Origin of the sequence: Flavobacterium panacagri (assembly GCF_030378165.1) — a bacterium.
GTDB classification, from domain to species: domain Bacteria; phylum Bacteroidota; class Bacteroidia; order Flavobacteriales; family Flavobacteriaceae; genus Flavobacterium; species Flavobacterium panacagri.
In genome coordinates this window covers 4,822,081-4,848,807 of sequence record NZ_CP119766.1, presented here as the reverse complement: position 1 = coordinate 4,848,807, position 26,727 = coordinate 4,822,081, and the positions used below count along the sequence as shown (strand labels likewise).

Sequence of the window (26,727 nt, the reverse complement as noted above, 5' to 3'; positions counted from 1 at the left end):
TTGAATTTAGACTAAAATTTTACATTAAGACCCATTGTAAATGTTCTCACGTTTGGATACCCACCGTAATCTAATCCTAAGTAAGTGTTGCTTCTTGCATTAGAATCGTTTAAGTAGCTTGTTTCAGGATCTGTTCCCGGATAATTAGTGATCGTCCAGATGTTTTGTGCACTAACATAGAAACGCACTTTGTTTAATCCCATTTTAGAAACAAATTTTTCATCTAAACTGTATCCTAAAGAAATGTTTTTCAGACGAATGTAACTTCCATCATAAACAAATCTTGAGGTAATTCTTTTCGTTCTTGCCGCATTAATCGGTACGTTAGTATCTGTATTTGTCGGCGTCCAAGAATCTAAAACTTCTGTTGTAGCATTATTGTTTCCAGAGGCTAGTTCCATCAAAGTATAATTTAAGATTTGACCTCCCTGTGATCCTTGAAAAAAGATATTCAAGTCTAGATTTTTATAAGTGAAATCATTGTTGAAACCAAAAATGAAATCAGGATTTGGATTTCCAATGATCGTTTTATCCTGAGAATCTAATTTACCGTCTCCGTTAACATCTTTGAATTTTTCTCCCCCGGCAATAGTTTCAAAATTTCCTGGTAATACAGGCTCCCCTTGCTGAATTACGCCATCATATACAAAACCAAAGAATGATCCGACTGGCTGCCCCACTCTTAAAATCTGCGATTCTGTTGCTAAGAAATGACCTGGAGCAGAGTTAATCAATAAATCTTTGTTATCGGCTAATTTTAATACTTTGTTTTTGTTTGATGAAATATTGAAGTTAGTTGACCAAGTGAAATCGGCTCCAATGAAGTTTTTGGTATTAATTCCTAATTCCCATCCTTTGTTTTCTAATTCTCCAACATTTTGAAGCTGTGTAGCAATTCCTGAAACTCCCGGAAGAGGTCTGTTAAACAACAAATCTTTAGTGATGGTTTTATAATAATCTGCCGTGATGCTGATTCGGTTATCAAATAAACCTAAATCAATTCCGTAATCCTGCTGATAGGAAGTCTCCCATTTTAAGTTCGGATTATCCAATGAAGTCAGCTGCACTGCATTTACAATCACGTCGCCACTTACATAATAAATTTCTGAGAAACGAGAAAGAGTAGAATAGGCACCGATAGAAGGATTACCAGTAGCACCATAACTTGCTCTTAATTTTAAATTTGAAAGGGTTTTATTGTCTTTTAAGAAAGATTCTTTGCTAATGTTCCATCCAATTGCTCCAGACGGAAACGTTCCATATTTGTAGTTTTTACTAAAGCTTGAAGAACCATCTCGTCTTGCAGTAAAAGTCAGTAAGTAACGGTCATCATAATCGAAATTCAACCTTCCAAAAGCAGAGATTAATTCGGTTTCAGATAAACCAGAATCTGGTTTTAAGAATACCGTTCCAGCGCCTAAATTTCTGTAAGAGTTGGTATTGGTTAAGAAACCTCTTGAAGCTGCATACGAATTTTCGTTTTTGTTTTTTTGATAAGAGTAACCTCCAAGAACAGTCAAAATTCCGTGATCGATAATTTCACGTTTGAAAGTCAGATAATTTTCTGTTAAGAAAGAAGAAAATCGAGTATTGTTGACAGATGCTTCTCCTTTGATATTTTTCCCTGCAATTAAGGTTGATGGAATAAATCTTCCTGTCTGCGAATTATTATCAGTTAAACCTAAGGTAGTTTTAAAATCTAAATCTTTTGTAATTTGATATTGAGCAAAGAAATTACTTCTGTTTACTATAGAAACAGTTTCCAAAATGTTTTCCATTGCTGTTGCATAAGGATTGTCAATATCATCTCCAATTGGTGCTGTTGTAGTATAAGAACCATCTGCATTGTAAATTCCTTTATCAGGCATAAATCGATATGCTGATGCAATTACACCTGCTGCACCCGTTCCTCCAGCGCTTGTCTGGCTCACAATTCCTTCTTTGTTTTGTTTACTGGTAAAAAGGTTTAAACCTACTTTGAATTTAGAGGTTAAATCGGCTTCGAGGTTGCTTACAATAGTGTATTTATCAATTCCAGAATTAATTACAACTCCATTTTGATTGAAATAGGTTCCAGAAACATAATATTTCACATTTTCAGAACCGCCAGAAAAGGATAATTGTGTATTCGAAATCATTCCGTCACGATAAATTACATCTTGCCAGTCTGTATTTGAACCTGCATCGGTATGCGTTGTGAAACTTTTTCGGTATGCGACAAATTGATCTGCGTTTAATAAATGAAGTTTATTATTTACTGATTGAATTGAAGTGGAGTTACTGAATTCTATTACCGGTTTACCAGGTTTCCCTTTTTTTGTGGTAACCATAATAACTCCATTTGAACCTCTAGATCCGTAAATGGCAGTTGCCGAAGCATCTTTTAAAACTTCAATAGAAGCAATATCCTGAGGAGCTGGCATAGAAACACCCGCAAAACCATCAACTACAATAAGCGCATCACCGCTGGCATTGATTGATGTTCCTCCACGAACCCTGATTTTTGTTGAAGCACCAGGTTCCCCGCCATTATTGGTTTGTACAGAAACCCCTGCTGCACGCCCCTGCAAGGCTTGTTCTGCATTTAAGACAGGATATGCAGTTAGTTCTTTTGCTGTTACAGAAGATACTGAACCTGTTATATCACTCTTTTTACGAGTTCCATATCCTACAACAATTACTTCGTCAAGTGCTTTGGTATCTGGTTTTAAGCTTACATTGATTACGGTTTTGTTTCCAACTGGAATCTCAACAGTTTGAAATCCGACGAAATTAAAAACTAAAACAGCATTTTTTTCTGAAACAATAACGGTGTAATTTCCATCCATATCTGCAGATGCTCCAACAGAAGAATTTTTGATATAGACATTAGCACCAGGAAGTCCAAGTAAATCTTCACTGGAAGTTACTTTTCCAGTAACTTTTTTTTCCTGTGCATTCATCATGAAATTTACCAGTAAAAAAGATACCAGTAAACACCATTTAAACGGTTTGTTTTTTTGGTTTGCAAACATTCATTTTTTGGTTTTAAGGTTAATAAGTTAGATAAAGTAGAAAAGCAATAAACTCATTCCAATTATGAGAATGACAAATAAAATTTGAAGTAATAAGAATTTCGTTTTTTTGATTTTCATAAGGCAAATGTAGAAGCCAAAAAAGAAACAGAAATACAAAAAAGGGTATCTAAAAATACAGATACCCTTTTTTAAGCCTTTAAAAATGTAGATTTATTAAAATACAGACGAAGATTTATAAAATTTATCTGCGTATTGAGACGGTGTTTCTCCGTATTTTTTCTGAAAGCATTTGCTGAAATATTTCGGGTTGTTAAAACCAACTTTATAACTGATTTCAGAAACAGTCAATTTATTTTGTTCTAATAATTGTGCCGCACGTTTCAATCTAATTTCATGAATAAATTCATTTGGCGTGCAATTCGTCCAAGCTTTAATTTTTAAAAATAACATGGTTCGGCTTACGCCTAATTCGGAACAGAAAAATGGAATATCAAATTGTTCGTTTGAAATATTATCTTCGACAATTTTAAACGCTTTTTTCAATAGTTCTTCATCTAAAGAAGAAACTGTAATTTCTGATGGAATAAAACTGTCTTCGCTTGAAAATTTGATTTTTAAGCGTTCAGTTGTGTTCAGTAAATTTTTGACACGAAGCCTGAATTCCATTAAATTGAATGGTTTGCTTATGTAATCATCGGCACCACTTTCTAATCCTTCAAATTTATATACTAACGAAGATCTCGAAGTTAAAAGAATTACAGGAATATGGCTGGTTTTTAAATTCTCTTTTATCTTCGAACACAACTCAGTTCCTACCATTTCGGGCATTATTACGTCGCTGATAATCAAATTCGGAACATATTTTAAAGCTTTTTCAAAGGCAATTTTTCCGTTTTCGGCTTCCATAATATTGTAATCTTTTTTGAGAAGATTTTTCATGAACTTTCTCAGCACTTTATGGTCTTCAACAATTAAAATCGTCTGTTTTTCTTCGTTGACAATTAAATCTTCGATATCTTCACTTTCAACAATTTCAGAAGGTTCTAACTGAGCTTTGTATTGTTCGATATCATCGCTGATTTTAAAATCAGTAATAATTTCGCTTTCTGATAAATGTTCGCGTCCAAGCGGAAGAGTTACTTTAAAAATAACGCCTCCAGTTGGCTTATTGGTTACATCAATAGACCCTTTATGTAATTTTACAATATTTTTTACAATGGAGAGTCCAATTCCTGTTCCTTTATTATAATTCTTCTGAACTTGATTATGCGTTGGAACTTCAAAAAACAAATCAAAAATTTTATCGATATGTTCCTCGTCAATTCCAACTCCAGAATCTTCAATTGCAATAAAAAGATTTTCGTTGTCATGACTGATTTTAATGTTAATCGCCCCACCTTTTGGAGTATATCGAAAAGCGTTTGAAATCAGATTATAAAAAACACGTTCCAATTTATAGCGATCATAGTAGACTAAAATTTCATCTTCTGAAGTTTCAAAAGTGTAGTCATAACCGCCATCTTTGGCATATTCTATAAAAGATAAATAGATTTCTCTGGTAAATTTGACGATATTTCCGTTTGCTGATTCCAGTGTAACCTGATGATTTTCGAGTTTTCTAAAATCCATTAAACGGTTAATCAAACTCAAAAGATGATTAGCGCTTCCTTCAATAACCAAAAGCTTTTTATACATTTCGTTCGTTCCGTTGTAATCGGCGAGAATTTGTTGTAAAGGGCCTAGAATTAAAGTTAAAGGTGTTCTAAATTCGTGAGAAATATTAGTAAAGAAATCAAGCTTAAGTTTGTTGTTTTCTTCTATTCGTTTGGTTTCTAGATATTCTAGTTCCAGTTTTTGTTTTAGATGCGCTTTAGATTTCATGATCCAGATTAAACCATATAATCCTAATCCGATTATAATACCATAAAGTAAGAATGCCCAAATACTGCGCCACGGAGCTGGATTTACAATAACAGTTAAGGTTGTAGAAGTTTTGTTCCAAACACCATCGTTATTTGCGCCTCGAACTTCGAAAGTATAGGTTCCTGGATTTTGAATAGCAAAATTAGCTTCGGTATTTTTTGTTGTCGTCCAGTTGTTTTCCAATCCAGTTAAGCGATAACTATAGAGATTGTTTTTGGATCGAATGTAGTTTGGAAGTGCAAAATTTATAGAGAAATTGGCCTTATCATAATCCAAGGTTATAGTTTGAGTAAAGCCAATGCTTTTGTCTAGAATTCCAGTTTTATCAGCTGCATTTATGGTTTCGTTTTTAATTTTCAAATCTGTTATTAGAACCTGTGGTGCATATTGGTTTAAAGAAATCTTCGTAGGATCAAAAAAAGTAGCGCCAGATGGACTTCCAAAGTAAAATTGATTTGAAGCCAGTTTTAAAGCCGAATTATCATTGAATTCATTGCTTGCCAATCCATCTTTTTGGTCGTAGATGACTACATTTTTTTTAATAGTGCCGTATTTGATAATTCCTTGATTGGTGCTAATCCATAAGTTTTGATCATCATCTTCTAAAATCGAATGGATAGAAGTGATCACTGTATTTCCAATTTTTAAATTGATGGGATTGAATTTTTTTCCGTCAAAATAAAATAATCCTTTTGCTTTAGTGCCAACCCAGATTTTGTTTTGAGTATCCTGAAACAAAGTCAGGATATCATCGCCAGATAAAGCGGCATGATTATAAAAGAAATGCTGAATCGTATATTTTTGCGGATTGAAATTTTTTAATGGAATTCGATTGAGTCCGTTTTGAGTTCCAACCCAAAGAAAATTTTGTTTGTCAACTAAAATGGTTCGGAGAATATTATTGGTCAAAAAGACTGGTTTTGTATTGTCATTTCCAATAATTCTAAAATCTTTTGTCGTTGTGTTGTACCAAATTAGTCCTTTTCCAAAAGTTCCAATCCATAAAATATTACCTTCAGTTTTCAGGGAATAAACACCACTGTCTTTTAATAATTCACTTAATTCGGCAGCAATTCTGTTGTCTTCAATTCTTTTTGTAATAGTATTATAAGCAGATAATCCCTTAGAAAAAGTTCCAATCCACAAAATATGATTGTCAGAAAAGCACATTGCTTTGATATCATTTTTGTTAGTTTGTCCTGTTTTACTGTTTATGTAGCTTACTGACTCTGTATTTTTATTGAAAATTGTAATACCACCGCCTTCGGTTCCAAAATAAATATTCTCGTTTTTATCAGTAATAATAGAACTCACTACATCAAAACTCATAGGAATCTTTTTTGAATTCTGATTATAGTTAGAGAAATTGACGTTCGATACATCCCAAAGATTAACGCCTTTGTAATAACAACCAATCCAGATAGAGCCTTTTTTATCCATAAAAACCGATTTTACTTTGTCGATCCCAATGCTGTTATTGTTATTATTGATTTTCTGCAGACTTTTATCTTTTCCTAAAATGTAAATTCCGTCATAAGTACCAACCCATAACGAACCTAGATGGTCAATCACTAAGGATCTAATATCCGTATTAATTTCACGGTATTTAGTGGCCTCTAAAAAAGAAACATAAGTTTTTTGTTTTAGGTCGAATTTTAAAAGCCCTTTGTTTTTTGTTCCTACCCATAAATCTCCATTTTGATCTTCGATAACCGATTGAACATTTAATAAATCAGTGGTATTGAGCGGATAATTTTTGAATACAAATTTTCCATCTTTTCTGCTTATAAGCTGACATAAACCCTTTGTAGTGCCAATCCAGATTTTACCTTTTTTGGTTTTTAAAATACTCAGAATATTATTGCTTGGAAGAGTTGAAGCATCTTCCTCAGAATGAAAAACAGAACTAAATGCCCGCGATTTTTTATTGTAAACCGTTAGTCCTTTGGAAGTTCCAAACCACATTTCTCCACCAATTTCTCGGATACTCCAAACCGCATTATTACTTATAGTATGATTGGTTTTGGTATGAAGATATCTCGTAAATTTATTTGAAACAGGATCGTAACAGTTTAATCCATTGTAAGTTCCAATCCATATTTTTCCTGAATTGTCTTCTTCGATGGCCAAAATATCATTGTTGCTGATGGAGAATTTATCGTTGACATCGTTTCTGTAAATTGTGAATCGGCTGCCATCATATTTGTTGAGGCCATCACGCGTACCAAACCACATCTGCCCAAATCTATCCTGATGAATGGCAATAACAGAACTCTGTGAAAGTCCGTCGGTTGTAGAGATATTTTTAAGGCGGTATTTATTTTGGGAAAATAAATTTCCGAAAACAAATACAATTGTGAGAAAAGCTATTTTGTATTTCATAGCGTTTATTTTTAGGTGCAAAGTAGCAAAGACACAAAGGTGTGAATTCTTTTAATCTTTTCGAGATTAATTAAATGCGGCTGAATTTTTAAACACATAGAAACATAGATTTTTTCTTTTACAGAAGGAAATTGAAAAAAAACTAGTTTTTTAAAACATAGTTTACGCAAGATCTATGTTTATTGATACAAGTGAAACGCCTTTTTTAAAGCTTTTGAGATCTATGTTTCTATGTGTTTAAATTATTTTTTTAAGCGTTTTTTTAATTGATAATCGTAAAGAGATGAAATTTTATCAATTGGTGTATTCAAAAATTCAATATAAGGATCAACATCGTATTTGATTTCAAATTTTGTGTTTCCATGTACGCCAATAATTCTGGCAAAAGCGCCATCTTTCATTCCGTATAACAAGACAGGTTTTGATATATCTGGATCTGTAACCTGAACATTTAAATTCCAAAATGTACTGAAAGGCCCGTGTGAAGGTTTCCAGTATTCAGCGCCGCCACCGCCAAACAACAAATAACTCTTATTTTTATCTGGAGTAATATGAACAGTAATATTGTCAAATAAATTTTGATGATTAGCACCTGAATGCTGGTCTAAAAGCGGATCTGCAAAAATCTCACAATTTTGATATACATTTTTTGTTGCAAAAGTGTTGAAACTTAACGGATGCACCGTCTTATTATAGATTTTTAGGTTTTTGACCAACACATTGTGAACACCGCCTAAAGTTACAGTATAATGTGCTAAATGTGATCCATCGGTTGTAATATCTTGGATGGTTACATTTGAAACTTCTTCGGCTAAAATGCCGCTGTCAGCGTTAGTTATTTTCACATCTTTAACCCAGCTGTTGAACAAACGGGTCAAAAAAATCCCATTATTTCCTGGTTCCACATGGTGTGCAATTCTAGGAATACCAGGAAAGGTAAAACGAAGATGTTCAATTCCGACTTCGTTTAAATGTTTCCATTCCACCAATTGTGCCTGATAAGCGGGTTTGATTGAAATGGTCAAAGGAGTTTTAAGCGTAATTTTTGATCCAGAAATCTTAGCAATTTCAACCTGCTGTCTGACAATAGGAAGTTTAGGAAACTGCCAGTGATGTGATCCTGGTTTTACTTTAGCACCTTGGTATAAATCTTTAATAATTTCGCCATTTTCGCCGTCTTTATTAAACAACTGTAATTCGACAATATCTCCAACTTTTAGATTTTTTACATAAGAAACATTGATGGTAAATTCTCCCATTTTTCCAGAACTGACCTTTGCTAAAACTTTAGATTCAGGTTCATATTTATCTAAATAAGATTTGACGCGTTCGCCTGGAACTTGTGTCCAGATAAAACCGCCAGACCAAGCATATTGAGAAAAAGGCAAATCGATATTATTTTCGGACTCACGCTGTCTTTTGTCAAAAGTGGTTAAATATTCGCGAAGTTCTGCTAAAGACTCAGGATCTTTAAGATACATCATGGGTCTTGGGCAATAGATTTCTGTTCCGTTTTCATCAGAACCTGCGCCTCGAAGCACAAAATTGCTTCTTTCGATGTAGAGAATATCACTAAGGATAATTTTTCCTTTTGGTAATTGCAAAATGACATTTCCATCAACAGCATTAGCCGCTTTGAAAGCTTTTAATAATGCTTTTGAGTCGTCAAGCTGATCATCGGCTTTGACGCCAAAATCGGCTGCATTGATAACTTTTCCATTGACTTCAGGAATCGGGCTTTCGCCGAAGCGATAACCTGCATAACTAAAATCAGGAAGATAGTTTGTTTTTGAAGTAATAATTTTAGGTAATTCCTGCGCCAATATGGTATTCATAAAAAAGCCACAGGAGACAATAATGGCTTGGCGAATCATGGTTTTTGTGGTTGTGGTTAGTAAGTTTTTTTTTTGATTTGCCACTAAGGCACTAAGGCGCAAAGTTTTTCTTTTTTTTTAATATAGCCCGTGGTTTCAACCACGGGAACGGTGGTATTTATATACTTTTTGTCCCTGTGGTTGAAACCACAGGCTATGTTGATTTCGAAAATCTAGAAAACTTTGTGACTCTGCGACTTTGCGAGACTAAAGCATAAGCCTAAAAAATCTTTGTGTCTTAGTGCCTTAGTGGCAAAACCAATTATAAAGATCGTTTAATCCCTATTTCAAGTCCACGTAGTTCTGCTAGACCTCTTAAACGGCCAATTGCAGAGTAACCTGGATTTGTTTTTTTCTTTAAATCATCCAGCATTTGGTGTCCGTGATCGGGACGCATTGGCAACGTGCTGTTGTTTCTTTTTTCAACTTCTAAAATTGCTTTTACAACTTCGTACATATCAACATTTCCTTCCAAATGGTTAGCTTCGTAGAAACTTCCTTCTTCGTCACGCTGTGTGCTTCTTAAGTGAATAAAATTCATTTTATCGCCATGGCGTCGTACCATTCCTGGTAAATCATTATCAGCTCTTACGCCGTAAGAACCTGTACACATCGTAAATCCGTTGGATTGAGAAGGAGCAGCGTTCATCAATTCAATCAAATCTTCTTCTGTGCTTACTACTCTTGGTAAACCTAAAATCGGGTAGGGAGGATCGTCTGGATGAATAGCCATCAAAACGCCTTTACTTTCTGCAACTGGAATAATTTCTTTTAAAAAGAAGAAAAGATTATCCTTCAAAGCTTGTCTGTCAATATGATTGTAAGCACTTAAAGTTACAAGAAAATCTTCAACACTATAAGCTTCTTCAGCACCTGGAAGTCCAGCTAAGATATTTTGCTGTAATTTTACTTTATCTTCGGCTGTCATAGCTTCAAAATAGCTTTTTGCTTTTTGAGTCTGTTCTGCTGAATATTCTTTTTCTGCTCCAGGTCTTTTCAAAATAAACAATTCAAAAGCAGCAAAAGCGTTGATATCAAAACGTAAAGCTTTTGAGCCGTCTTCTACTGTATAAGATAAATCAGTTCTTGACCAATCTAAAACCGGCATAAAATTATAACACACACATTTAATCCCACACAAAGCCAGATTACGAATACTTTCTTTATAATTTTCAATGTATTGCAGGTAATTTCCAGTTTGTTTTTTAATGTCTTCGTGAACCGGAATACTCTCCACAACCGACCAGGTTAGTCCTGAAGCTCCTTTTTTAGGATCACCGTCTTCATGTTCGATTTCAACTTTACGTTTAATGATTTCGTCAATGCTCCAAACTTCTCCATTTGGAATATGGTGTAAAGCCGTAACAATTCCGGTTGCTCCGGTTTGTTTGATATCTTGTAAAGAAACAGGATCATTTGGCCCGAACCATCTTAATGTTTGTTCCATGTTTTATGTTTTTAGTTCCTGCAAGGTTTTCAAAACCTTGTAGGTTTATTATAGATTATTATAAATTAAAAATTATATCTACTAGGTTTTGAAAACCTTGCAGTAGTTTGAGAAATCTTAAATGCTCGTTGCAGCAAATCCGCCATCTACTTTTAAGATAGTTCCTGTTACGAATTTTGACATGTCACTGCATAAAAATAAAAGTGCTCCGTCAATATCTTCTGGACTTCCAAATCTTCCCATTGGTGTATGATCGATGATTTTTTCGCCTCTTGGAGTTAATTTTCCTTCTGGAGTCAATAACAAAGCACGATTTTGTTCTCCAATGAAGAACCCAGGCGAGATTGCATTTACACGAAGTCCTTCTCCATATTTTTGCGCTAGTTCAACCGCCATCCATTGTGTAAAGTTGTCAATCGCTGCTTTTGAAGCTGAATATCCCACAACTCTAGTTAAAGGTCTTTGTGCCGATGCAGATGAAATGTTAATGATGTTTCCTGATTTCTGTTTTGCAAAAAGCTCCGCAAAAACCTGAGTCGGAAGCATAGTTCCAATAATATTCAAATCGACTACTTTTTGTAAATCGTCGCTTTTCATATCATAAATTGCTTGATCGGGCTGAATTGTTGCACCAGGCATATTTCCTCCAGCAGCATTGATTAAAATATCCAAACGACCGTATTTCTCTACAATTAAGTCTTTTACTTTTTCTAATTCTTCTTTGTTTAAAACATTGGCTTGAACAGCAAATGCCTGTCCTCCATTTGCTTCAATGTTTTTAACTGTATTTTCTGCTTTTTCTAATGATTGAGAAACAATTCCCACAATAACACCTTGCTGTGCCAATACATCTGCAAATCTGCTTCCCAGTACTCCGGCACCGCCTGTTATTAAAGCAATTTTTCCTTTTAAATTAAATATTGAATCCATGTTATTTTTATAATTTATATTTTGAAATTCTACTTTCTGATACTTTCAATCAATTCCAAAACTCTTTTCGTTTCTTCTTCGATTGTATCATAAGCTTCCTCTTGCATTACTTTTTTACTGATTAGTTTGCTTCCCATTCCAACAGCAGAAACACCAGCATTAAACCAAGTTTCAATACTTTGGATAGTGGTGTCAACGCCTCCAGTTGGCATAAAAATTAATTCTGGGAATACGTCTTTAATCCCACTCATAAAATCTGGGCCTAAAATATTTCCAGGAAAAAGCTTGATGAATTTTACTCCTGCATTTTCAGCTGCAATAATTTCTGTGGGAGTCATACAGCCTGGCGCATACAAAACTTCTTTACCAATTAAAAACGAAGCCACTTCAGGAACAAAACCTGGACTAATAAAAAAATCGGCGCCTGCTAAATAATACGTTTCTGCCTGAGCTAAGTTTTTGATGGTGCCAATTCCTAAAAGCATTCCTGGTAATTCTGTATTTCGAACTTCAATTAATTTATTGAAATTTGAAATAGCTTCAGGGCCACGACTAGTATATTCCACCGCTCGAATTCCTGAATTATAAAGTGTTTTTAAAATCGCAACACTTTTATTTTCATCAGCATTAAAATATAAAGGAAGCATTCCTTGTTTTACAATAACTTCTATCGCATTTTCAATAGTACTCATTCCTTATATTTTTACTTTAATTACAATTTTCTTCAATAATCCTTCGCCAATCATTGCTGTGTGAACATCTTCAGGAAATAAAATGGCAAATTGTTTTTCCTGCAATTGAAAAAACGTATCTGGAGCATCATGAAAAAAACGAACATCTCTTTCGTCACTGTAATCGCCGTTTGGATTTACACATTTTTCTCTCGGTTTCCATGCAAAAGTTTCAGGGCCTTTAATCGAAATCTGAATGTCAATATTTTGATCATGACATTCAAAACCTTTTACAGCTTCTTCCTTAGTATTTCCTTGTCCGACAATTACAATTAGTTTTAAGCCCTCGCCAATTTCAAATGCTCCTTCTTCAAGATTGGCAATGTCATTTTGATTTACATAATCAAATGCCTTTTGAAAATTAGGATGAAGGCTGTAATATTTTGCAGCATTATGTAATGAATCTACTATCATTTTTTATAGATTTTTTTGGTTTTAATAGTTAGTTTTCAATAGATAACAGAAAAAAAGAATTGTTTTTTTAATGTTATGTGTATATTTGCCGTGTGCGTACACGGTATTTTACAAATGTATGTAAAATGCATTGTAAAACAACTTATTTTTGATAAAATAAATTAGTTTTACCGCACTGCGTTTATTTTTTTAACTTAAAAAGAATCAATATCATAACAATCAAAAAAATTGCCGAATTAGCGAATGTCTCTCCGGGAACGGTTGACAGAATCATACACAAACGCGGACAAGTAGCGCAGGAGACCGTTGATAAGGTCAATGCGATAATTGATGAATTTGGGTATAAACGAAATATATTGGCAAGTAATCTGGCTTTAAATAAAAAATTTCATTTTGCTGTTTTTCTTCCGAAGTCGGAAACTTTAGAGTATTGGAAAAGTCAGGTTGATGGTATTGAAAAAGCAGCTATTGAGTTTAGTAAATTCGGAATCGTTTTGGATTATTTTTTCTACGATTATAATCTAATATCTTTCAAAGAAACCGTACATAAAGTAATGCAGTTTGATTGCGATGGTTTGTTATTTGCACCGATATTTTATCAGGATTCGGTTGAGTTTTTAAATGAATATCAAAAGAGAAACATTCCAGTTGTCATGATCGATTCTGATATTTCTGAAGGAAATCAGCATGCTTATGTGGGGCAGAATGCTTTTCAGAGTGGTTATTTAGCAGGAAGGTTAATCAGTTTTGCTGTAAAAAATGAAAGACAGGTTTTGATTTTTAAAATTACAAGAGAAATAGAAAGTACTTCGGTTTATTTACAGCGAATTGATGGTTTCTATTCTTATTTTAAAGATCATAACGAACTGACGAATTTTAAATTTTCGGAAGTTACTTTAAAAGATTCCAAAATAGATCAATTGAGTTTAGATATGTTTGCTGGCATCAACAGCGTATTTGTTCCCAATTCGAGAGCTTATATTGTTGCGGAATTTTTATACAGAAACAATATAAAAGGTGTCCGAATCATTGGTTATGATTTATTGAAAGAAAATATTGAATATCTCAATAAAGGCGTAATTGATTTTTTAATCAACCAAAGGCCCGAAGACCAAGGATATATGGGAATCAATTATTTGTATAAGAAATTGGTTCTTCAGGAAGAAACGGAACATACCCATTACATTCCGCTGGAAATTATTTTGAAGGAGAATTATTTTCCTGCGAGGAAAACTGTTTGATTGTAGATTTTAGAAATAACCCTTTTAGAGTTGATCATTTTCAATTATAGCTCGTGGTTTCAACCACGGGAACACAATGCATAACCACAATACGTTTCCCGTGGTTGAAACCACGGGCTATGTTTACAATTAAAGAATAAAAAAAACTTTGTATCTTAGTGCCTTTGCGGCAAAAGAAAAATCACTTTTTCACTTTTACAGTCAAAGGATTATTAATTTTCTCCGCAAAAGAACTCAAATATTTTTCCCATTCTTGTTTCGTTTGAAACGGACTTCCTTTTTTCCATCCGAAACCAACATAATAAATGGCTTTATTGTTTTTAACTGCTATATTGCCGTACAAGTTGCTCAAATCTATTTCATTTGTAACATGATTGTCAAAACTTAGTAATGAGCCTTTTGGCGCAACCAATCCTAAACCAATTTCAGAATCATCAATTGGTTCCCAATAACTTAACCATCCTTCTTTTAGGTTTGTTCCAGTAGTTCCTTTTTTATCGTGAAGAGTTAGTCCAGCAGCCACAGTTTTAGTTCCTGTAATATTGATTTCAAAACGAGAAAGCTGACTTCCGTAATCTAAACTAATCAGTTTTGATTCCGTTATTTTATTGCCTTTCGCATCCCAATCTGCATAGGTTAAAATAAAACTAGTTCGAATTGGGCCAGTTGTGATCGTTTTCCAGCTGATGAAGTTTTTAGAAAAATAATATTTTCCATCTACATTTACGGCAATTCCGCCCACGCCACGACTCGGGCCAACTTGAAAATTGTCTAAACCTTCTCCTGTATCTTTATGATAAGTACCTTTTCCAGTAGTCATTTTATCGTACCATTTGTTGATAATTGGATATTCAACTCTTTTTAGCCAGGCATCAATGCCGCTTGTTAAAGTACCGCCGGGAACATTATCTTCAACCATTTTTTGAGCAACTGGGCCATACGTTCTAAAAGCAACTTTATTGTTTTCCCAAGCATAATCATCTGTTCTTTCTGGAACAAAACGAGAATAACAGCTGATTGTTTGAGAAGCATTCGGATTAGTTCCAACTAAAACTTCAAAATCCTGTTTAGACGAAGCTTTAATTTTAGGCTGAAATAAAAGAACATCCATTGTTCCGTCTCCATCATTATCTACGGTTTGAGTTTCTAAAAGTGAATTGCTGCTTAAATCTTTTATAATAAAGTTTTCAAGTTTTGAATCTGAAGCTAATCCCAGCGTTTTTTTAGTTAATTCTATGGTTTCAAATTCTCGGTCAACTTTTAAAGGATTGCTGATTGTGATGATTTTGTTTTGTGACTGAATAGTAAAAGTTCCAGCCAGAATCGCGGTAAATAAAAAGTACTTCTTCAAAATTTATAAATTTAATTTTTTAAAATCGGTTTGATAGGATTTTATAAAAGTACAAATCATAAAATAAATAGGAATACAGAATAGGAGTAATTGTGTACGGAATGTTGAAAATTAACAAAAAAGAGTAAAAAAGAAAACAGATATTTTTTTGTAATTTACATTCGCTGACTTTTACTTCAGTAGAATTTATAATTAAATGAAAATCAACAAAAATGGTTAAATGTATTATTTTCGATTGTGATGGCGTTTTGGTAGATACAGAAAAAATAGGAAACGGAGTATTGCTAGAAATGGCAAAAGAGTACGGATTTCAATTAGAATTGGAAAAAGCCTATCATTTATTTAACGGTCGAAGCCTTAAAGATTGTTTTGTGCAGATTGAAAACGGAATAGGGAAAAAACTTCCGGAAGATTTTGAATCTAACTATAGAGATAGGAGTTTTGAAGCTTTCAAAAAAGAAACTAAACCAATGGAAGGAATTGTAGATTTTCTCGATAATCTTAAAATACCGTATTGTACAGCTTCAAGCGGGCCATTAGAAAAAATTAGACTTAATCTTGGACTTGCTGGTTTACTGGATAGATTTGAAGACAGAATTTATAGTTCCTATGTCATTAAAAGCTGGAAACCCGATCCTGGAATTTTTCTTCACGCGGCCGAAGAAATGGGATTTGATGTGAAAGACTGCATTGTAATAGAAGATAGTGTTGCAGGTGTTAAGGCAGGAATAAACGGCGGATTTAAAGTATATGGTTTTGCCAATGGATTTAATAATGAAGATTTAAAACAAGAAGGTGCAATTCTTTTTCATAGTTACAAAGAGTTAGACACCATGCTTGGGATTGATTAGTATTTTCTCTGATTAAATTGAAATGATTCAACGAAACAAATTTGTAGGATGAATAATAGAGTCTATAAAAATATTAATTTTTATAGACCATCAAAGTAAACTCCGTTAGGAGTTTCTCATCGGTAGAAAAAAAAATGTACGACCGATATGTTTGTCCTGTAGGGACAATTCAAAATGTTGCATATTTAGTTTTCAATATAGGAATGCGATAAACATTATCATTCAATAACAATATCGTAAACTCATTTAGGTATTAAATCGATAAAATTGCTGCTTATTAAAAGTCCCAAAACTTCTAATAGTCCCCATTTTATTAAAGTTAAAAACCTATGAATTCAAAATACATTTCAGTTTATATATTATACTTTTTTCTTTTCTTCAATTTTAGCATTTCTGCACAAAAAATAAAAAACTTAAACGGAACACAAATTGCATTTTTATCCGATGTTCATCTTCAGGATTTATTTGGAGGTTTCTCAGATTCAGATTATAAAGGCGTTTTAAATCCGAAAACGGGACAATATTCTTTGGTACGAACAATGTCTTCACAGCTTCATTCAACTCGAATATTCAACGAAAACTATTTTGCCTTTTTAGCAGCGTTGGAAGATATCGCCAAGCGAAAGATAAAATACGTTGCACTTCCAGGAGATTATACTGATGATGGCCAGCCCATACACGTTCGCGGTTTGGCAAAGATTTTAGATGAATATCAAAAAAAATACGGAATAGAATTCTTTATTACTACAGGAAATCACGATCCAGTTGGGCCATTTGCGCAAGAATCTGGCAAAGAAGATTTTTTAGGTAAAGAAGGTAAAAGTCAGCCCATTTATAGCAAAGACGGTATGTATACGCCCAATCTACAAATTGAACAGCCTGTTGTCCTAACAGCCGATATTGCTAAAATGGGTTATTTAGGAATTACAGATAACCTGAAAGGTTTTGGTTTTTATCCCAACAAGAATTATAAATTTTGGGCAACTCCATTTTCTCATTATACAAATGAAAATTATTCGTTTGAAAAAGCTGCAGAAAGCGCAAAATTATTTAATCGAATGTATGAGGTAGCGCCTGGTTACCAAGTTCCAGATGTGAGTTATGTGGTTGAACCAATTGAAGGACTTTGGTTAATGGCAATTGATGGAAATGTTTATATCCCGAAGAAAATGGATGGCGATCCAAAAGATTCTAAAAGTTATTCTGAAGCCAGTACGGGTTATAATAATGTACTTTCAAATAAAAAACATTTGATTAAATGGGTCGAAGAGATTTCGGCGCAGGCCAAAAAGCAGGGAAAAACTTTAGTTGCTTTTAGTCATTTTCCAATGATTGATTTTAATGATGATGCTTCCTCAGAAATAAAAGAATTGCTTGGCCCAAATAAATGGCAGTTAAACCGAGTTCCAGTAGAAGAAGTAGCACAGGTTTTTGCCGACGCGGGTTTGAAGATTCATTTTGGCGGTCACATGCATATTAATGACACGGGAGTTAGAACAACTCAAAAGGGAAATACTTTAGTAAATATTCAGACTCCATCACTTGCAGCCTATATTCCAGCTTATAAATTACTGACTTTAAAGAAAGATAATGTTGTCGATATTCAAACGATTACAATTGATAATGTTCCGAGGTATGATGAACTATTCGATTTGTATAAAATGGAATATCAGTTTTTAGAAAGTCAAAACTCTAAAGATATTTGGAATATCGATATTCTAAATACCAAAAATTATCATGATTTTACCGATTTTCATTTGAAGGAATTAGTACGTCTTCGCTTTCTAAAAGATGATTGGCCAACTGAATTTAAGGATTTTATTTTGAATGTTTCTGCTAAAGATTTACTGGTTTTAGCTAACATACAAGCCGATCAGGATTTTGATTTTATATTAAAAAATAAAAGTCAGTTTGAGAAAGAATGGAAAACAGCTGAAATGAAATCACAGCAAATTCTAGTTCAAAGCAAACTCAAAAATGAAGATTTTAATTGGACAGGAAATGATCTTCTAATTGATTTTTATCGTTTTAGAAATGCCGATGAATTGGCTTTTGCCGATGTTTCGGAAAGAAGAACAGCGGCTTATAAAGTTTTAGCAAAGCTGTTTTTAGATACTAAAGATGATGTTTCAAAACCTTTGCAAAAACAAATGAAATTGTTCTTCAGTATCTTAGAAAAATTTATGCATGAAGTTCCGGCAGATCATTTTACAGTTAATCTTCATACTGGTGAGATTAACCGCAAAGAGCGCTAAGATTTTACGCAAAGCACGCAAAGAATTTTTTAAGTTGAATTTTACAAATAAAAAAGTTCGCAAAGCTTTATAGATAAAGCTTTGCGAACTTTTACTTTTATGTAGCATAATCTTAGATAAAAAAACTTGCGACCTTTGCGTAATTTTTTCCGCACTTTGCGGTAAAAGCAACCTAATTCACTCGAAATAATATAATAAACTAATAGTTAAATATAATTTCTATGTGGTTGATAATAAGTATATTTGAGTATAAGATTAAGCATTTTTTGAAATCTTAAAAAAACTTAATTAAATAACTCAAAAGTACTTAATATGATACATCAAATTGACACTACTGATAATGTTGTAGCTTTTAGAGCTTTGGCAGAAGTAACAAAAGACGATTTTTTAACAGCTGTCGTTCCTGCTGTTGAGCATCTCGTAAAACAAATAAATGAAATTAACTTTTTACTAGTATTAGATACTGATATCCAAAATTTCACTGCCGGTGCATGGCTTCAGGACGCACTGCTTGGGTTGAAACATCTAGGTAAATGGAATAGAGCTGCAATTGTAACTGATACAGATGAAATCATATCTTTTACAAACGGATTCAGTTTTATTATTCCAGGCGAGTTTAGAGGATATAAAAGAGTAGAGTTTAATAAAGCATTAAACTGGGTTGAAGGAAATATTTCCTAAACACTTAAAAATGAGAAAGAGCGCTTTTTTAGGCGCTCTTTCATTATATATGATACAGAATATTAATGATTGTATTCGATACCGCTGCTTGATTTAGCATCGATTTTTTCTTTCGTAATTTCATTGTATTTTTTATAACACGCAGAAGCTAAAATCGGCAAGGCAATACTTCCTACAACTGCACTGGCTTTTGGATGTCCCGTTTTTTTTAGAACTGCCGAAGCAACAAGAGCTCCAACACCTGCAAAGACCATTTGCTTTACAGAAAGATTAAGAGATTTACTTGGTTCTGGAGTGATTCCATGCAATAATGGGTCTATGAAATTTAAATTGTCCATCATGTTAATTTATTTAGTTATTACTTATTTTAATTATTGTTTATCGATTTCAGTTTCACTCTCGATTTTTTCGATTTCAACCTTTTCTTTTTTAATGGCCTGACGCAGTAAAGCAAAAAGACTCATGTAAACATTTGCTACAAAAACCAGAGAAAACCCTGCCAAAATATAGCCTCTCCAATCATTTAACAAAAGTTTATAATCACAAAGAATCAAAAACGCAATTGTGACATAGTGGCTGAAACAATATTCGCAGGTTAAAAGATAGAAAAATTTTCTGGATAGTAAAAATCTGTCATTTTTTGCATGACTGACACACCATTCATGAGGTTCCCTAAAAATTTCTTCATGCGTTACCGTCCAGCTTATGCAGGCGATCGGAATAGCTAAAACAAAAAGCCAAATGATTTGTGTTACAATTTCCATAGTTGCAGGGAGAGAACTTTAATTTATTCTCTTGGATGGTTTTCGGGATAGTGTTCAGCATCAAAATCATTCAGTTCTTCATCTTTATCCAAATCTCGTTCTTTTTCTTCGTCATTTTCCTGATTTAAATCAGTTGGAGGATAATTTTCATCATCATTATGATGATTTATTTCGCCATCATTTGTAATAAGCCCATCTTCATTAATGATCCTTTCCTGATTCGGAATATTTTCTGCTCTTAGAGTTTCATTTTGATGACTATCATTGGAAGCATTCCTTCCGTCATCAATAAATTCTTCTTGATACTGATATTGGTCATAATCCTCTTCATAAATAGCGTTTTCGTTTTCAATAGGAGTATTTTGATCCATAATATCAGGATCTTGTTCTCCGTAGTTATCTTCATTTATACCTTGAAATAAATTTTGTTCATCATAAAAAGAATCAGCCTGATAATCTACGGGAGTATTTTGGTCTATGAAATCAGGATCGTGTTGACCATAATTTTCGTTATTTAGATTTTTCATAATTTCTTTTTTTAATGTTTATATTGATTAGAAAAATGCCTGTTTTACAAAGTTAAATTGGCAATTGCCAAAATGTATTACAGAAATATGTTCGGTATTTCTATAATTTTCAGTTGGTTACCGTTATGTCTTTATATTGAATGCTAAATCGTAAAATATTAAAACGAAATCCGGATTGTCAAAAACGTCCCTATGGGACGAAATAAAATGGCGATTAACATTGAGTTCTACCGATGAGATGTTCCTACCGGAACATTTTTCACATGTTAATGACATTGGGTTCTGCTAATGGAACATTTTCATTTTGGCTTAAAATGACATTTTAATGTCTTTTGGAAGATAGATGAATTATTGATTTTTTTGAATTTTATAGCAAATGTTTAAAAAATGTTCCGCTAGGAACATCTCATCGGTAGACCTATGGCAAATACGTACACACAATTACATATACAATTTGTTTTCGCAGTAAAATACAGAAAAGCGTTAATTGCACCAGAATGGAAAGATAAATTGCATAAATATATTACAGGTATAATTCAGTCACATCAGCACAAAATGTTGTGTATAAATAGTATGTCTGATCATATTCATATATTTATCGGAATGAGACCAACACAGTCTATTTCGTCTCTTATGCAAAATGTAAAATCTGAAACAACAAAATGGATTAAAGAGCAAAAGTTATGTGTAAATTTTGCATGGCAGGAGGGATATGGAGCATTTTCCTATTCAAGAAGTCAAGTATCGAATGTTATTCGATACATAGAAAATCAGGAAGAGCATCATAAAAAAGAAACATTTTTAGAGGAATATCAAAAACAATTGAGAGCTTTTGAAATTGAATATGATAATAGATATATTTTTAGAGAGCCAATTCAATAACTATAAGAATATCTAAGGGATAAATTTCAGCACTAAAACATTCCATGAAAAATATTTTTTGTCAAAAAAATCATGTTCCCCTAGGAACATCTCATTGGTAGAAAAAATAATGTTGGATTTAATGTTTCGTCCCGTAGGGACGTCTGATGTCATTTTTGTTATGATCAATCAAACGCTCCTACGGAACGAAATTAACAGAATGTTATTTTACAGAATAGAGAGAACCATTCTTTATGGTTTTCTTATTTAACTTTCCTTTGCTGTATGATTCTTCCAGAATAATTATAGCATCCTTAACAGAAATATCTTGAATAACCGCATATTCTTTTGGTGCTAAAGTGGGATAAACTTCGAAAATGGATAAGGTATTTTTAGCAACGATTTTTTCTTTTTTACTTTCAGGATATAACGCTAACAAAGCATTTTCATAAGCGGAATAAGGTTTAGAACCATAAACGGTTAATTGATTAGTATTTCCATCAGAAAAAAACAATGTTGGAAATCCTCTGACACCAAGTGATTTTCCAAGTCTCAAATCTTCTTCAAAAAGTTTTTTGGCATCTCCATCATAATCTTTTTTTAGCTTTTCAGGATCAAGACCTGCAAGTTTTCCTGCCTCGACTATGTTTTCCCATTTGGCAATATTCTTTTTCTCCAAATATAATTTTTCACGAAGGATTCGCATAAATTTGACCGCTTTTTCCTTATTCTGAATTTGAGCCGCTTTCATAGCGATACAAGAGGGATAAGAAGAATCTAATGGGTCTTCCAGCCAAACATCGCCATCAATTGGCATTTCGTAATACAAACTTGCTTCGTCCCAATGATGTGCAACGTCAGATGGTTTACTGATTCCTCCACTGTTATAATTCCAATCGGGAAGTAATCCGCCCATTCGGTAATCGATTTCGAAATCATCTCCATATTCTAGTTTTAGTTTTCGAAGCTGAGGTTCAATTCCCCAGCAGGAAGAACAGATAGGGTCAGTATAGTAGATTATTTTTACAGGTTTATTTTCAGATTTAATAGCAATATTTTCATTGGATGTTTCGCCAACAGGCATTTCACAGGTTCCGCTCACAGGATCACATAAAAGCGGATTTGTTTTGTTTTCGTTCATTTTAGAATGCGTTTGAGACTGACAGCTTACACTGCAAATCAAGATTAAGAATAGCGAAAGTACTTTCATATAATTGTTTTAAATTTTCGCCTGGGTTTAAAAATTTAACTTCAAACAAAGTTCGTCTGTATTTAGTCACAAGTCAATTAGTCAAAAAAATGTGACTAGAAAAAAGAGTTTCAATTTTAAGGAATTGTCATTTTTTTCTAAAAATCAGGTTTAGGAATCATAAAGTAATTGCAATCTTACAAAGAATTACGTATTTTCACATTTCAATAAAATTTTACAAAGCCAAAATGAATTATATTCAAAAGATTAAACGCCTTTATAACTTGTCTGAAAATGAAAACTACGGATTTTCAGAAGCCGAAATTCTTGAACTTGAAAAGGATTTAGAAATTACTCTTCCCATAAAACTTAAAGAATATTATCTCGAATTGGGAAAAGAAGAAAATCTCAATTATGTCTACAACCGATTACTGAAACCTGAAGAAGTTGCTTTTTCTGAAGACGATTTTCTGGTTATTTATGAAGAAAACCAAAATGTCGCTATCTGGGGAATCAAAAATGATGATTTAAAACTGGACAATCCGCCGGTTTACGGAAATTATGATACAATCGAAAGATCGGAATGGGAAATTGAAACACAAACCACAGAGGACTTCTTTTTATTTATGGGAGTTTATAATGGAACTTTAGGCGGTTTACAATACAATGGAAACTATATTGGCGATATAGATTCTGCTATAGTAAAACAGGTAGAAGAAAATTGGACATTTGTGCCTGAAATCAGTAGAGACAATCAAAAAGTATATACAGACGATTTTTATGATGTAATTAGTTTGTCTTTTGATAAGAACAATAATTGCACTGCTTCTTTTATTGGGAGCAGTGATCAGAACCGTTTTGATGCTATTTTGGATGTAATAGATATTGACTGGTCTTATTTGTCTTATGATGATGAAGATTATGATGATGACGAAGACGAAGATGATTAATTAAGAAAGAAAAGATGTTTACAATTCTGTCTATTCAAAACATAAAAGAAAAGCTTTTAATAAATAACCAATCGATTAGAAATTTTCCAAAATTGGTTTCTTTTCCCTTTGCTGAATTATATAGAGATATTGTGACTCAGATCAAAACCGTTGAAATTTCATCAGAATGTATTTTGTTCGACAGTGTTGAATCATACAATGAAACAAAAGAGTTTTCAAATCCCGATTACTGGTCTGAAAATACAAAAGAAAGAATAGAAAACTTCTGGTTTTTTGCCCAAAACGGACAAGGAGATTATTGGCTGTTTGATGCTAAACAAAAAGTCTATTTCTACGATCACAATCAGGAAGAAATGTGTACTCAAAACTTTACTGATTTAGGATTGAATTTTGAGAAATGGCTTCAGTTCGCTTATCTAAATAAACAGTTGGATGAAATCTACGAAACAGAAGATGAAATCAGTGAAGAAATAAAAAGAGAATACAAACAAAGATTACAAGAAATTAGTGGTCTTTTGTTAGAAAATCATCCTTTTGAAATTTAAAAATCAATAAAAAATATTGCGCAAGGAGCAACTCATAAACCCATTGATACCATGAAACAGGAAAAATTTGATATCATAGAATTACGTCCAGCGACAAAACATTATTATGGAGACAGTTTAAAAATGCCGGATATTCTTTTAGAAGACGGACTTTTGGTAAAAGCAAATACATTAGATATCCCACTGGGACATTCACGTTACGCAGGGCCAATTGCAGATCTTCCAAAAGATTTTGAATATCCTGATGATCTGCGTTTTGCAGGTCAGTTAGATTTAAAACAGATTGCACCGCATGATAAATCGGGACTTCTGCCAAAAACCGGACACTTGTTCTTTTTTGCTGATATTATGGAAGAAAAAGGTTTGGTCGCTTATGCAGATATAGATAACAGCGAACTCGTAAGAGTGATAAAAGATCACGAAGACAATTTCTTCGAAGGTGTATTAATCAAAGAAGCTTTTGCTAATACCGAAAAATTGACAAGTCGTTATCGCCAGCCTGAAGACGAAGATGAAGAAGAATACACCAACGATGAAGGTGTATTATGGGACTATTTTGAAGGAAGTGAAACTTCTAAAATCTTCGGAATCTTTACACATTGCCAGTGGCAGGAAGAAGAAATATTAGAAGTTGTCAATTCAGATAAAGTAGTGCTTCTGCAGATTGGAGAAAACGGATTTAATGACGAAGGTGTTTTCAGCGTTTTAATTGATAAAATTGATTTGAAGAATCTGAATTTTAATAACTGTGAATTTCACTGGGGACAATCTTAAAAAACTAAGTGATGATAAAAGATTTAGGACACGGTTATAAAGTTATAGACAATAAATTTATTCTTTGTTATGACAGTGAAGTGTTTAAAAAGTTTTATAAAACAATTGACTTTGAGACTTTTGTAATAGTTGCCACTAACGCAGAATTTGATAATGATGGTTTTGCTTCTACAATCTATTTTGCAGATAAAAATCAGGTTTATATCCAAAGTGCTTTTACCGCTTTTTCAATAATAGAAGATGCAAAACCAGATGATTTTAAAGTAATAGACATTCAAAAAGGATATACTTTCTCTAACGGAAACTATTATCGCCACGATGATAAAATGCCTTTTGATCTTAGTAAAGCAAAACACCTTAACAACTATCACATTCAAGTTGAGGATCAACTGTATTTTGGAGACGTGAAGTTGATTGAAAATGTCGATTTAGAATCTTTTACAATTCCACATTCGGAATTAATCGAAAATCTGGCAATGGATAAAGATCATGTTTTCTTTAAAGGAGAGATAATTCCGGAAGCAGATCCAAAGACATTTAAAATTCTGGAAGGTTGTTTAGATGGAACTTATTATCTGGAATGCGACAACACTTTTTATGCGAAAGACAACAAACAGGCTTATTTTATCAGAACAATAAGTACTGAAGTGAAAGTGATAAAATCGAAAAGTCTGAATGATTTTCACTTTAAAGTGATCGACGAAAGAGGATATGCTTTTGATAAAGAATACAGTTACTATATGGGAAAAAGAACCAAACTCTAAAATTATGGCATTATATAAATTTGATGAAGTTTTAAATGATCTAATGGATTATTTTATCCTGGGCGATCCGGATTATTTACTTCAATACAAGATAGAGAATAACCTACCCGATGATTTGCTGACAGAATTCACAACAGAAGAAACTGGAGATCAGGTTGTAGAAGAAGGTGTAATGGTACCCATGATAGGAATTGAAAATTATCCTTACACCGTTTATTTCAATTTGTCAGATGAAACGCCAGAGTTGTTGAAGCAAGGAAATGAAGTGCAGCATCAGCGTGATGGATATTGTTTGAAGGTAGTGAATGGCAGAATCTATCTTTATACAATTCCCTATTTAAGAGATTTTACAGAAACCAAATTAGGATTATTAAAGAAATATAAACACGCAACAATAGAATTACCAAACGGCTGGTATTCGGTAGCCATTTTGGCGGGATTGACCAAACAACTTTTAAAAGTAGAAACAGCTTCAGGAGAAATAGAAGAGTTTGAAAGTATGGAACCTACTTTTGAATTTGTTTTAAAACCTACTGTCGAAAAACCAGATTTTATGGCTGATTTTACTTATCCTTTTAAAGTAGAGATACATGAATAGAAAAATTCAACTAGACGAAATCAGTAATAATACCTTTTTCTGGAAATTTTATTTTTGCTGGTCAAGAGGTTATGATAATGAAAAAGAATTAAACATCGATGAGGTTCTGGAAGTTGTCGAAACAGATGAAAGTAAAGCGTACGAATGGGAAAGATCATTTTTGAATGAAGAAGATATAGAAGAAAATCCAAGATTTATTGCAGAAAAGCTGACAGAGGATTTAAACTACGCAATTGAATTTCAGGAATATGAAATCAACTTTTTTCTGAATGATATTTATATTGGAAATCTGGGCGGACATTTCGAAGCCTGGTTTTTTACATTAGAGGAATTATTAGCTTTTGAAAAATATCCTGAATTATTTCTCCTTTTTCTACCAATGACAGGAATTGTTGAAAATGAAAGATTGGTTTTAAAACCTTTTATAATTAACCACTTAAATTCAATTCCAAAATTCGAAACGCATTCTGAATATATTGCCGATTGTATTTTAAACGGTTTGGTAATGGAATCTGGATTTTATCAATTAGAAGGAGTTGGTATAACCAATAATCAAAATCATAGCGTAAGGAATATAGGAACATATCCACGTTATAAAGAGAACGTTGAAGAATTAAATAAACTTCTGATTAAGTTAAAATAGCTTACTTCAAATAGT

23 protein-coding genes are annotated in these 26,727 nt (G+C 33.1%); 11 read left to right on the top strand and 12 right to left on the bottom strand.

Going from position 1 to position 26,727, the window contains the following annotated elements; genetic code table 11:
- Positions 1-11: 11 nt before the first annotated feature.
- From P2W65_RS20790 to P2W65_RS20760, 7 genes are all read right to left on the bottom strand, one after another.
- Positions 12-3,014, bottom strand: a complete 3,003-nt coding sequence (locus P2W65_RS20790) for a SusC/RagA family TonB-linked outer membrane protein (RefSeq protein ID WP_289660803.1) — start codon at positions 3,012-3,014, stop codon at positions 12-14.
- A 216-nt stretch (positions 3,015-3,230) separates the two neighbouring features.
- Complete coding sequence (locus P2W65_RS20785; protein ID WP_289660801.1) at positions 3,231-7,322, bottom strand: two-component regulator propeller domain-containing protein; 4,092 nt, start codon at positions 7,320-7,322, stop codon at positions 3,231-3,233.
- Between the two features lie 242 nt (positions 7,323-7,564).
- Positions 7,565-9,196 carry a DUF4955 domain-containing protein gene (locus P2W65_RS20780; protein ID WP_289660798.1) on the bottom strand — a complete coding sequence of 544 codons (1,632 nt, stop codon included), beginning with the start codon at positions 9,194-9,196 and terminating at the stop codon, positions 7,565-7,567.
- 262 nt (positions 9,197-9,458) lie between these two features.
- Positions 9,459-10,643: a mannonate dehydratase gene (uxuA, locus tag P2W65_RS20775; protein WP_289660795.1), complete on the bottom strand. Its 1,185-nt coding sequence runs from the start codon at positions 10,641-10,643 to the stop codon at positions 9,459-9,461.
- Between the two features lie 117 nt (positions 10,644-10,760).
- Entirely contained in the window at positions 10,761-11,573 is an 813-nt protein-coding gene (locus tag P2W65_RS20770) for an SDR family oxidoreductase (protein ID WP_289660792.1), read from the bottom strand.
- Positions 11,574-11,602: 29 nt separating this feature from the next.
- Positions 11,603-12,265 (bottom strand): bifunctional 4-hydroxy-2-oxoglutarate aldolase/2-dehydro-3-deoxy-phosphogluconate aldolase, encoded by a 663-nt coding sequence (locus tag P2W65_RS20765; protein ID WP_289660790.1) that lies wholly within the window; start codon positions 12,263-12,265, stop codon positions 11,603-11,605.
- A 3-nt stretch (positions 12,266-12,268) separates the two neighbouring features.
- On the bottom strand, positions 12,269-12,718 hold the full coding sequence (locus tag P2W65_RS20760) for a NanQ anomerase/TabA/YiaL family protein (protein ID WP_179005658.1): 450 nt from the start codon (positions 12,716-12,718) through the stop codon (positions 12,269-12,271).
- A 203-nt stretch (positions 12,719-12,921) separates the two neighbouring features.
- On the opposite strand from P2W65_RS20760, the gene P2W65_RS20755 reads away from it, so the two are divergent.
- Entirely contained in the window at positions 12,922-13,959 is a 1,038-nt protein-coding gene (locus P2W65_RS20755) for a LacI family DNA-binding transcriptional regulator (protein ID WP_353511560.1), read from the top strand.
- 181 nt (positions 13,960-14,140) lie between these two features.
- On the opposite strand, the gene P2W65_RS20750 is transcribed toward P2W65_RS20755, so the two are convergent.
- Entirely contained in the window at positions 14,141-15,310 is a 1,170-nt protein-coding gene (locus P2W65_RS20750) for a BT3233 family polysaccharide utilization protein (protein ID WP_289660787.1), read from the bottom strand.
- 212 nt (positions 15,311-15,522) lie between these two features.
- On the opposite strand from P2W65_RS20750, the gene P2W65_RS20745 reads away from it, so the two are divergent.
- From P2W65_RS20745 to P2W65_RS20735, 3 genes are all read left to right on the top strand, one after another.
- The gene (locus tag P2W65_RS20745) at positions 15,523-16,161 is read left to right on the top strand and encodes an HAD family hydrolase (protein ID WP_289660785.1); all 639 of its coding nucleotides are present in this window, start codon (positions 15,523-15,525) and stop codon (positions 16,159-16,161) included.
- A 329-nt stretch (positions 16,162-16,490) separates the two neighbouring features.
- Complete coding sequence (locus P2W65_RS20740; RefSeq protein ID WP_289660783.1) at positions 16,491-18,416, top strand: metallophosphoesterase family protein; 1,926 nt, start codon at positions 16,491-16,493, stop codon at positions 18,414-18,416.
- 312 nt (positions 18,417-18,728) lie between these two features.
- The gene (locus P2W65_RS20735; protein ID WP_179005665.1) at positions 18,729-19,097 is read left to right on the top strand and encodes a SpoIIAA family protein; all 369 of its coding nucleotides are present in this window, start codon (positions 18,729-18,731) and stop codon (positions 19,095-19,097) included.
- Between the two features lie 62 nt (positions 19,098-19,159).
- On the opposite strand, the gene P2W65_RS20730 is transcribed toward P2W65_RS20735, so the two are convergent.
- From P2W65_RS20730 to P2W65_RS20720, 3 genes are read right to left on the bottom strand one after another with little or no spacing between them, the layout of a single operon-like run.
- Positions 19,160-19,438 (bottom strand): PrgI family protein, encoded by a 279-nt coding sequence (locus P2W65_RS20730; protein ID WP_246611293.1) that lies wholly within the window; start codon positions 19,436-19,438, stop codon positions 19,160-19,162.
- A 30-nt stretch (positions 19,439-19,468) separates the two neighbouring features.
- Positions 19,469-19,861, bottom strand: a complete 393-nt coding sequence (locus P2W65_RS20725) for a hypothetical protein (protein WP_179005667.1) — start codon at positions 19,859-19,861, stop codon at positions 19,469-19,471.
- Between the two features lie 23 nt (positions 19,862-19,884).
- A complete protein-coding gene (locus P2W65_RS20720) occupies positions 19,885-20,388 on the bottom strand; it encodes a hypothetical protein (RefSeq protein ID WP_289660777.1) in 504 nt (167 codons plus the stop codon).
- Positions 20,389-20,808: 420 nt separating this feature from the next.
- On the opposite strand from P2W65_RS20720, the gene tnpA reads away from it, so the two are divergent.
- Entirely contained in the window at positions 20,809-21,270 is a 462-nt protein-coding gene (gene tnpA / locus P2W65_RS20715; RefSeq protein WP_289660774.1) for an IS200/IS605 family transposase, read from the top strand.
- A 202-nt stretch (positions 21,271-21,472) separates the two neighbouring features.
- On the opposite strand, the gene P2W65_RS20710 is transcribed toward tnpA, so the two are convergent.
- On the bottom strand, positions 21,473-22,390 hold the full coding sequence (locus P2W65_RS20710; RefSeq protein WP_289666211.1) for a DsbA family protein: 918 nt from the start codon (positions 22,388-22,390) through the stop codon (positions 21,473-21,475).
- A gap of 296 nt (positions 22,391-22,686) precedes the next feature.
- Here P2W65_RS20710 and P2W65_RS20705 point away from each other — a divergent pair, with 296 nt between their 5' ends.
- The 6 genes from P2W65_RS20705 to P2W65_RS20680 are packed head-to-tail and all read left to right on the top strand — an operon-like array spanning position 22,687 to position 26,712.
- Positions 22,687-23,388: an SMI1/KNR4 family protein gene (locus P2W65_RS20705; protein ID WP_289660772.1), complete on the top strand. Its 702-nt coding sequence runs from the start codon at positions 22,687-22,689 to the stop codon at positions 23,386-23,388.
- 14 nt (positions 23,389-23,402) lie between these two features.
- A complete protein-coding gene (locus P2W65_RS20700) occupies positions 23,403-23,933 on the top strand; it encodes an SMI1/KNR4 family protein (protein WP_289660770.1) in 531 nt (176 codons plus the stop codon).
- Between the two features lie 51 nt (positions 23,934-23,984).
- A complete protein-coding gene (locus P2W65_RS20695; protein WP_289660767.1) occupies positions 23,985-24,707 on the top strand; it encodes a DUF1963 domain-containing protein in 723 nt (240 codons plus the stop codon).
- An 11-nt stretch (positions 24,708-24,718) separates the two neighbouring features.
- Positions 24,719-25,471, top strand: a complete 753-nt coding sequence (locus P2W65_RS20690) for a DKNYY domain-containing protein (RefSeq protein WP_289660765.1) — start codon at positions 24,719-24,721, stop codon at positions 25,469-25,471.
- 4 nt (positions 25,472-25,475) lie between these two features.
- A complete protein-coding gene (locus P2W65_RS20685) occupies positions 25,476-26,069 on the top strand; it encodes a hypothetical protein (RefSeq protein ID WP_289660763.1) in 594 nt (197 codons plus the stop codon).
- Positions 26,062-26,712, top strand: a complete 651-nt coding sequence (locus tag P2W65_RS20680) for an Imm19 family immunity protein (protein WP_289660761.1) — start codon at positions 26,062-26,064, stop codon at positions 26,710-26,712. The genes P2W65_RS20685 and P2W65_RS20680 overlap by 8 nt, the downstream gene beginning before the upstream one ends.
- Positions 26,713-26,727: the final 15 nt, after the last annotated feature.

Coding starts and splice junctions, on each gene's coding strand:
- P2W65_RS20710 (WP_289666211.1), bottom strand. CDS start 22,390: ATGAACGAAAACAAAACAAATCCGCTTTTATGTGATCCTGTGAGCGGA.
- P2W65_RS20790 (WP_289660803.1), bottom strand. CDS start 3,014: ATGTTTGCAAACCAAAAAAACAAACCGTTTAAATGGTGTTTACTGGTA.
- P2W65_RS20705 (WP_289660772.1), top strand. CDS start 22,687: ATGAATTATATTCAAAAGATTAAACGCCTTTATAACTTGTCTGAAAAT.
- uxuA (WP_289660795.1), bottom strand. CDS start 10,643: ATGGAACAAACATTAAGATGGTTCGGGCCAAATGATCCTGTTTCTTTA.
- P2W65_RS20780 (WP_289660798.1), bottom strand. CDS start 9,196: ATGATTCGCCAAGCCATTATTGTCTCCTGTGGCTTTTTTATGAATACC.
- P2W65_RS20720 (WP_289660777.1), bottom strand. CDS start 20,388: ATGAAAAATCTAAATAACGAAAATTATGGTCAACACGATCCTGATTTC.
- P2W65_RS20725 (WP_179005667.1), bottom strand. CDS start 19,861: ATGGAAATTGTAACACAAATCATTTGGCTTTTTGTTTTAGCTATTCCG.
- P2W65_RS20735 (WP_179005665.1), top strand. CDS start 18,729: ATGATACATCAAATTGACACTACTGATAATGTTGTAGCTTTTAGAGCT.
- P2W65_RS20785 (WP_289660801.1), bottom strand. CDS start 7,322: ATGAAATACAAAATAGCTTTTCTCACAATTGTATTTGTTTTCGGAAAT.
- P2W65_RS20770 (WP_289660792.1), bottom strand. CDS start 11,573: ATGGATTCAATATTTAATTTAAAAGGAAAAATTGCTTTAATAACAGGC.
- P2W65_RS20680 (WP_289660761.1), top strand. CDS start 26,062: ATGAATAGAAAAATTCAACTAGACGAAATCAGTAATAATACCTTTTTC.
- tnpA (WP_289660774.1), top strand. CDS start 20,809: ATGGCAAATACGTACACACAATTACATATACAATTTGTTTTCGCAGTA.
- P2W65_RS20765 (WP_289660790.1), bottom strand. CDS start 12,265: ATGAGTACTATTGAAAATGCGATAGAAGTTATTGTAAAACAAGGAATG.
- P2W65_RS20745 (WP_289660785.1), top strand. CDS start 15,523: ATGGTTAAATGTATTATTTTCGATTGTGATGGCGTTTTGGTAGATACA.
- P2W65_RS20760 (WP_179005658.1), bottom strand. CDS start 12,718: ATGATAGTAGATTCATTACATAATGCTGCAAAATATTACAGCCTTCAT.
- P2W65_RS20730 (WP_246611293.1), bottom strand. CDS start 19,438: ATGATGGACAATTTAAATTTCATAGACCCATTATTGCATGGAATCACT.
- P2W65_RS20690 (WP_289660765.1), top strand. CDS start 24,719: ATGATAAAAGATTTAGGACACGGTTATAAAGTTATAGACAATAAATTT.
- P2W65_RS20740 (WP_289660783.1), top strand. CDS start 16,491: ATGAATTCAAAATACATTTCAGTTTATATATTATACTTTTTTCTTTTC.
- P2W65_RS20695 (WP_289660767.1), top strand. CDS start 23,985: ATGAAACAGGAAAAATTTGATATCATAGAATTACGTCCAGCGACAAAA.
- P2W65_RS20685 (WP_289660763.1), top strand. CDS start 25,476: ATGGCATTATATAAATTTGATGAAGTTTTAAATGATCTAATGGATTAT.
- P2W65_RS20700 (WP_289660770.1), top strand. CDS start 23,403: ATGTTTACAATTCTGTCTATTCAAAACATAAAAGAAAAGCTTTTAATA.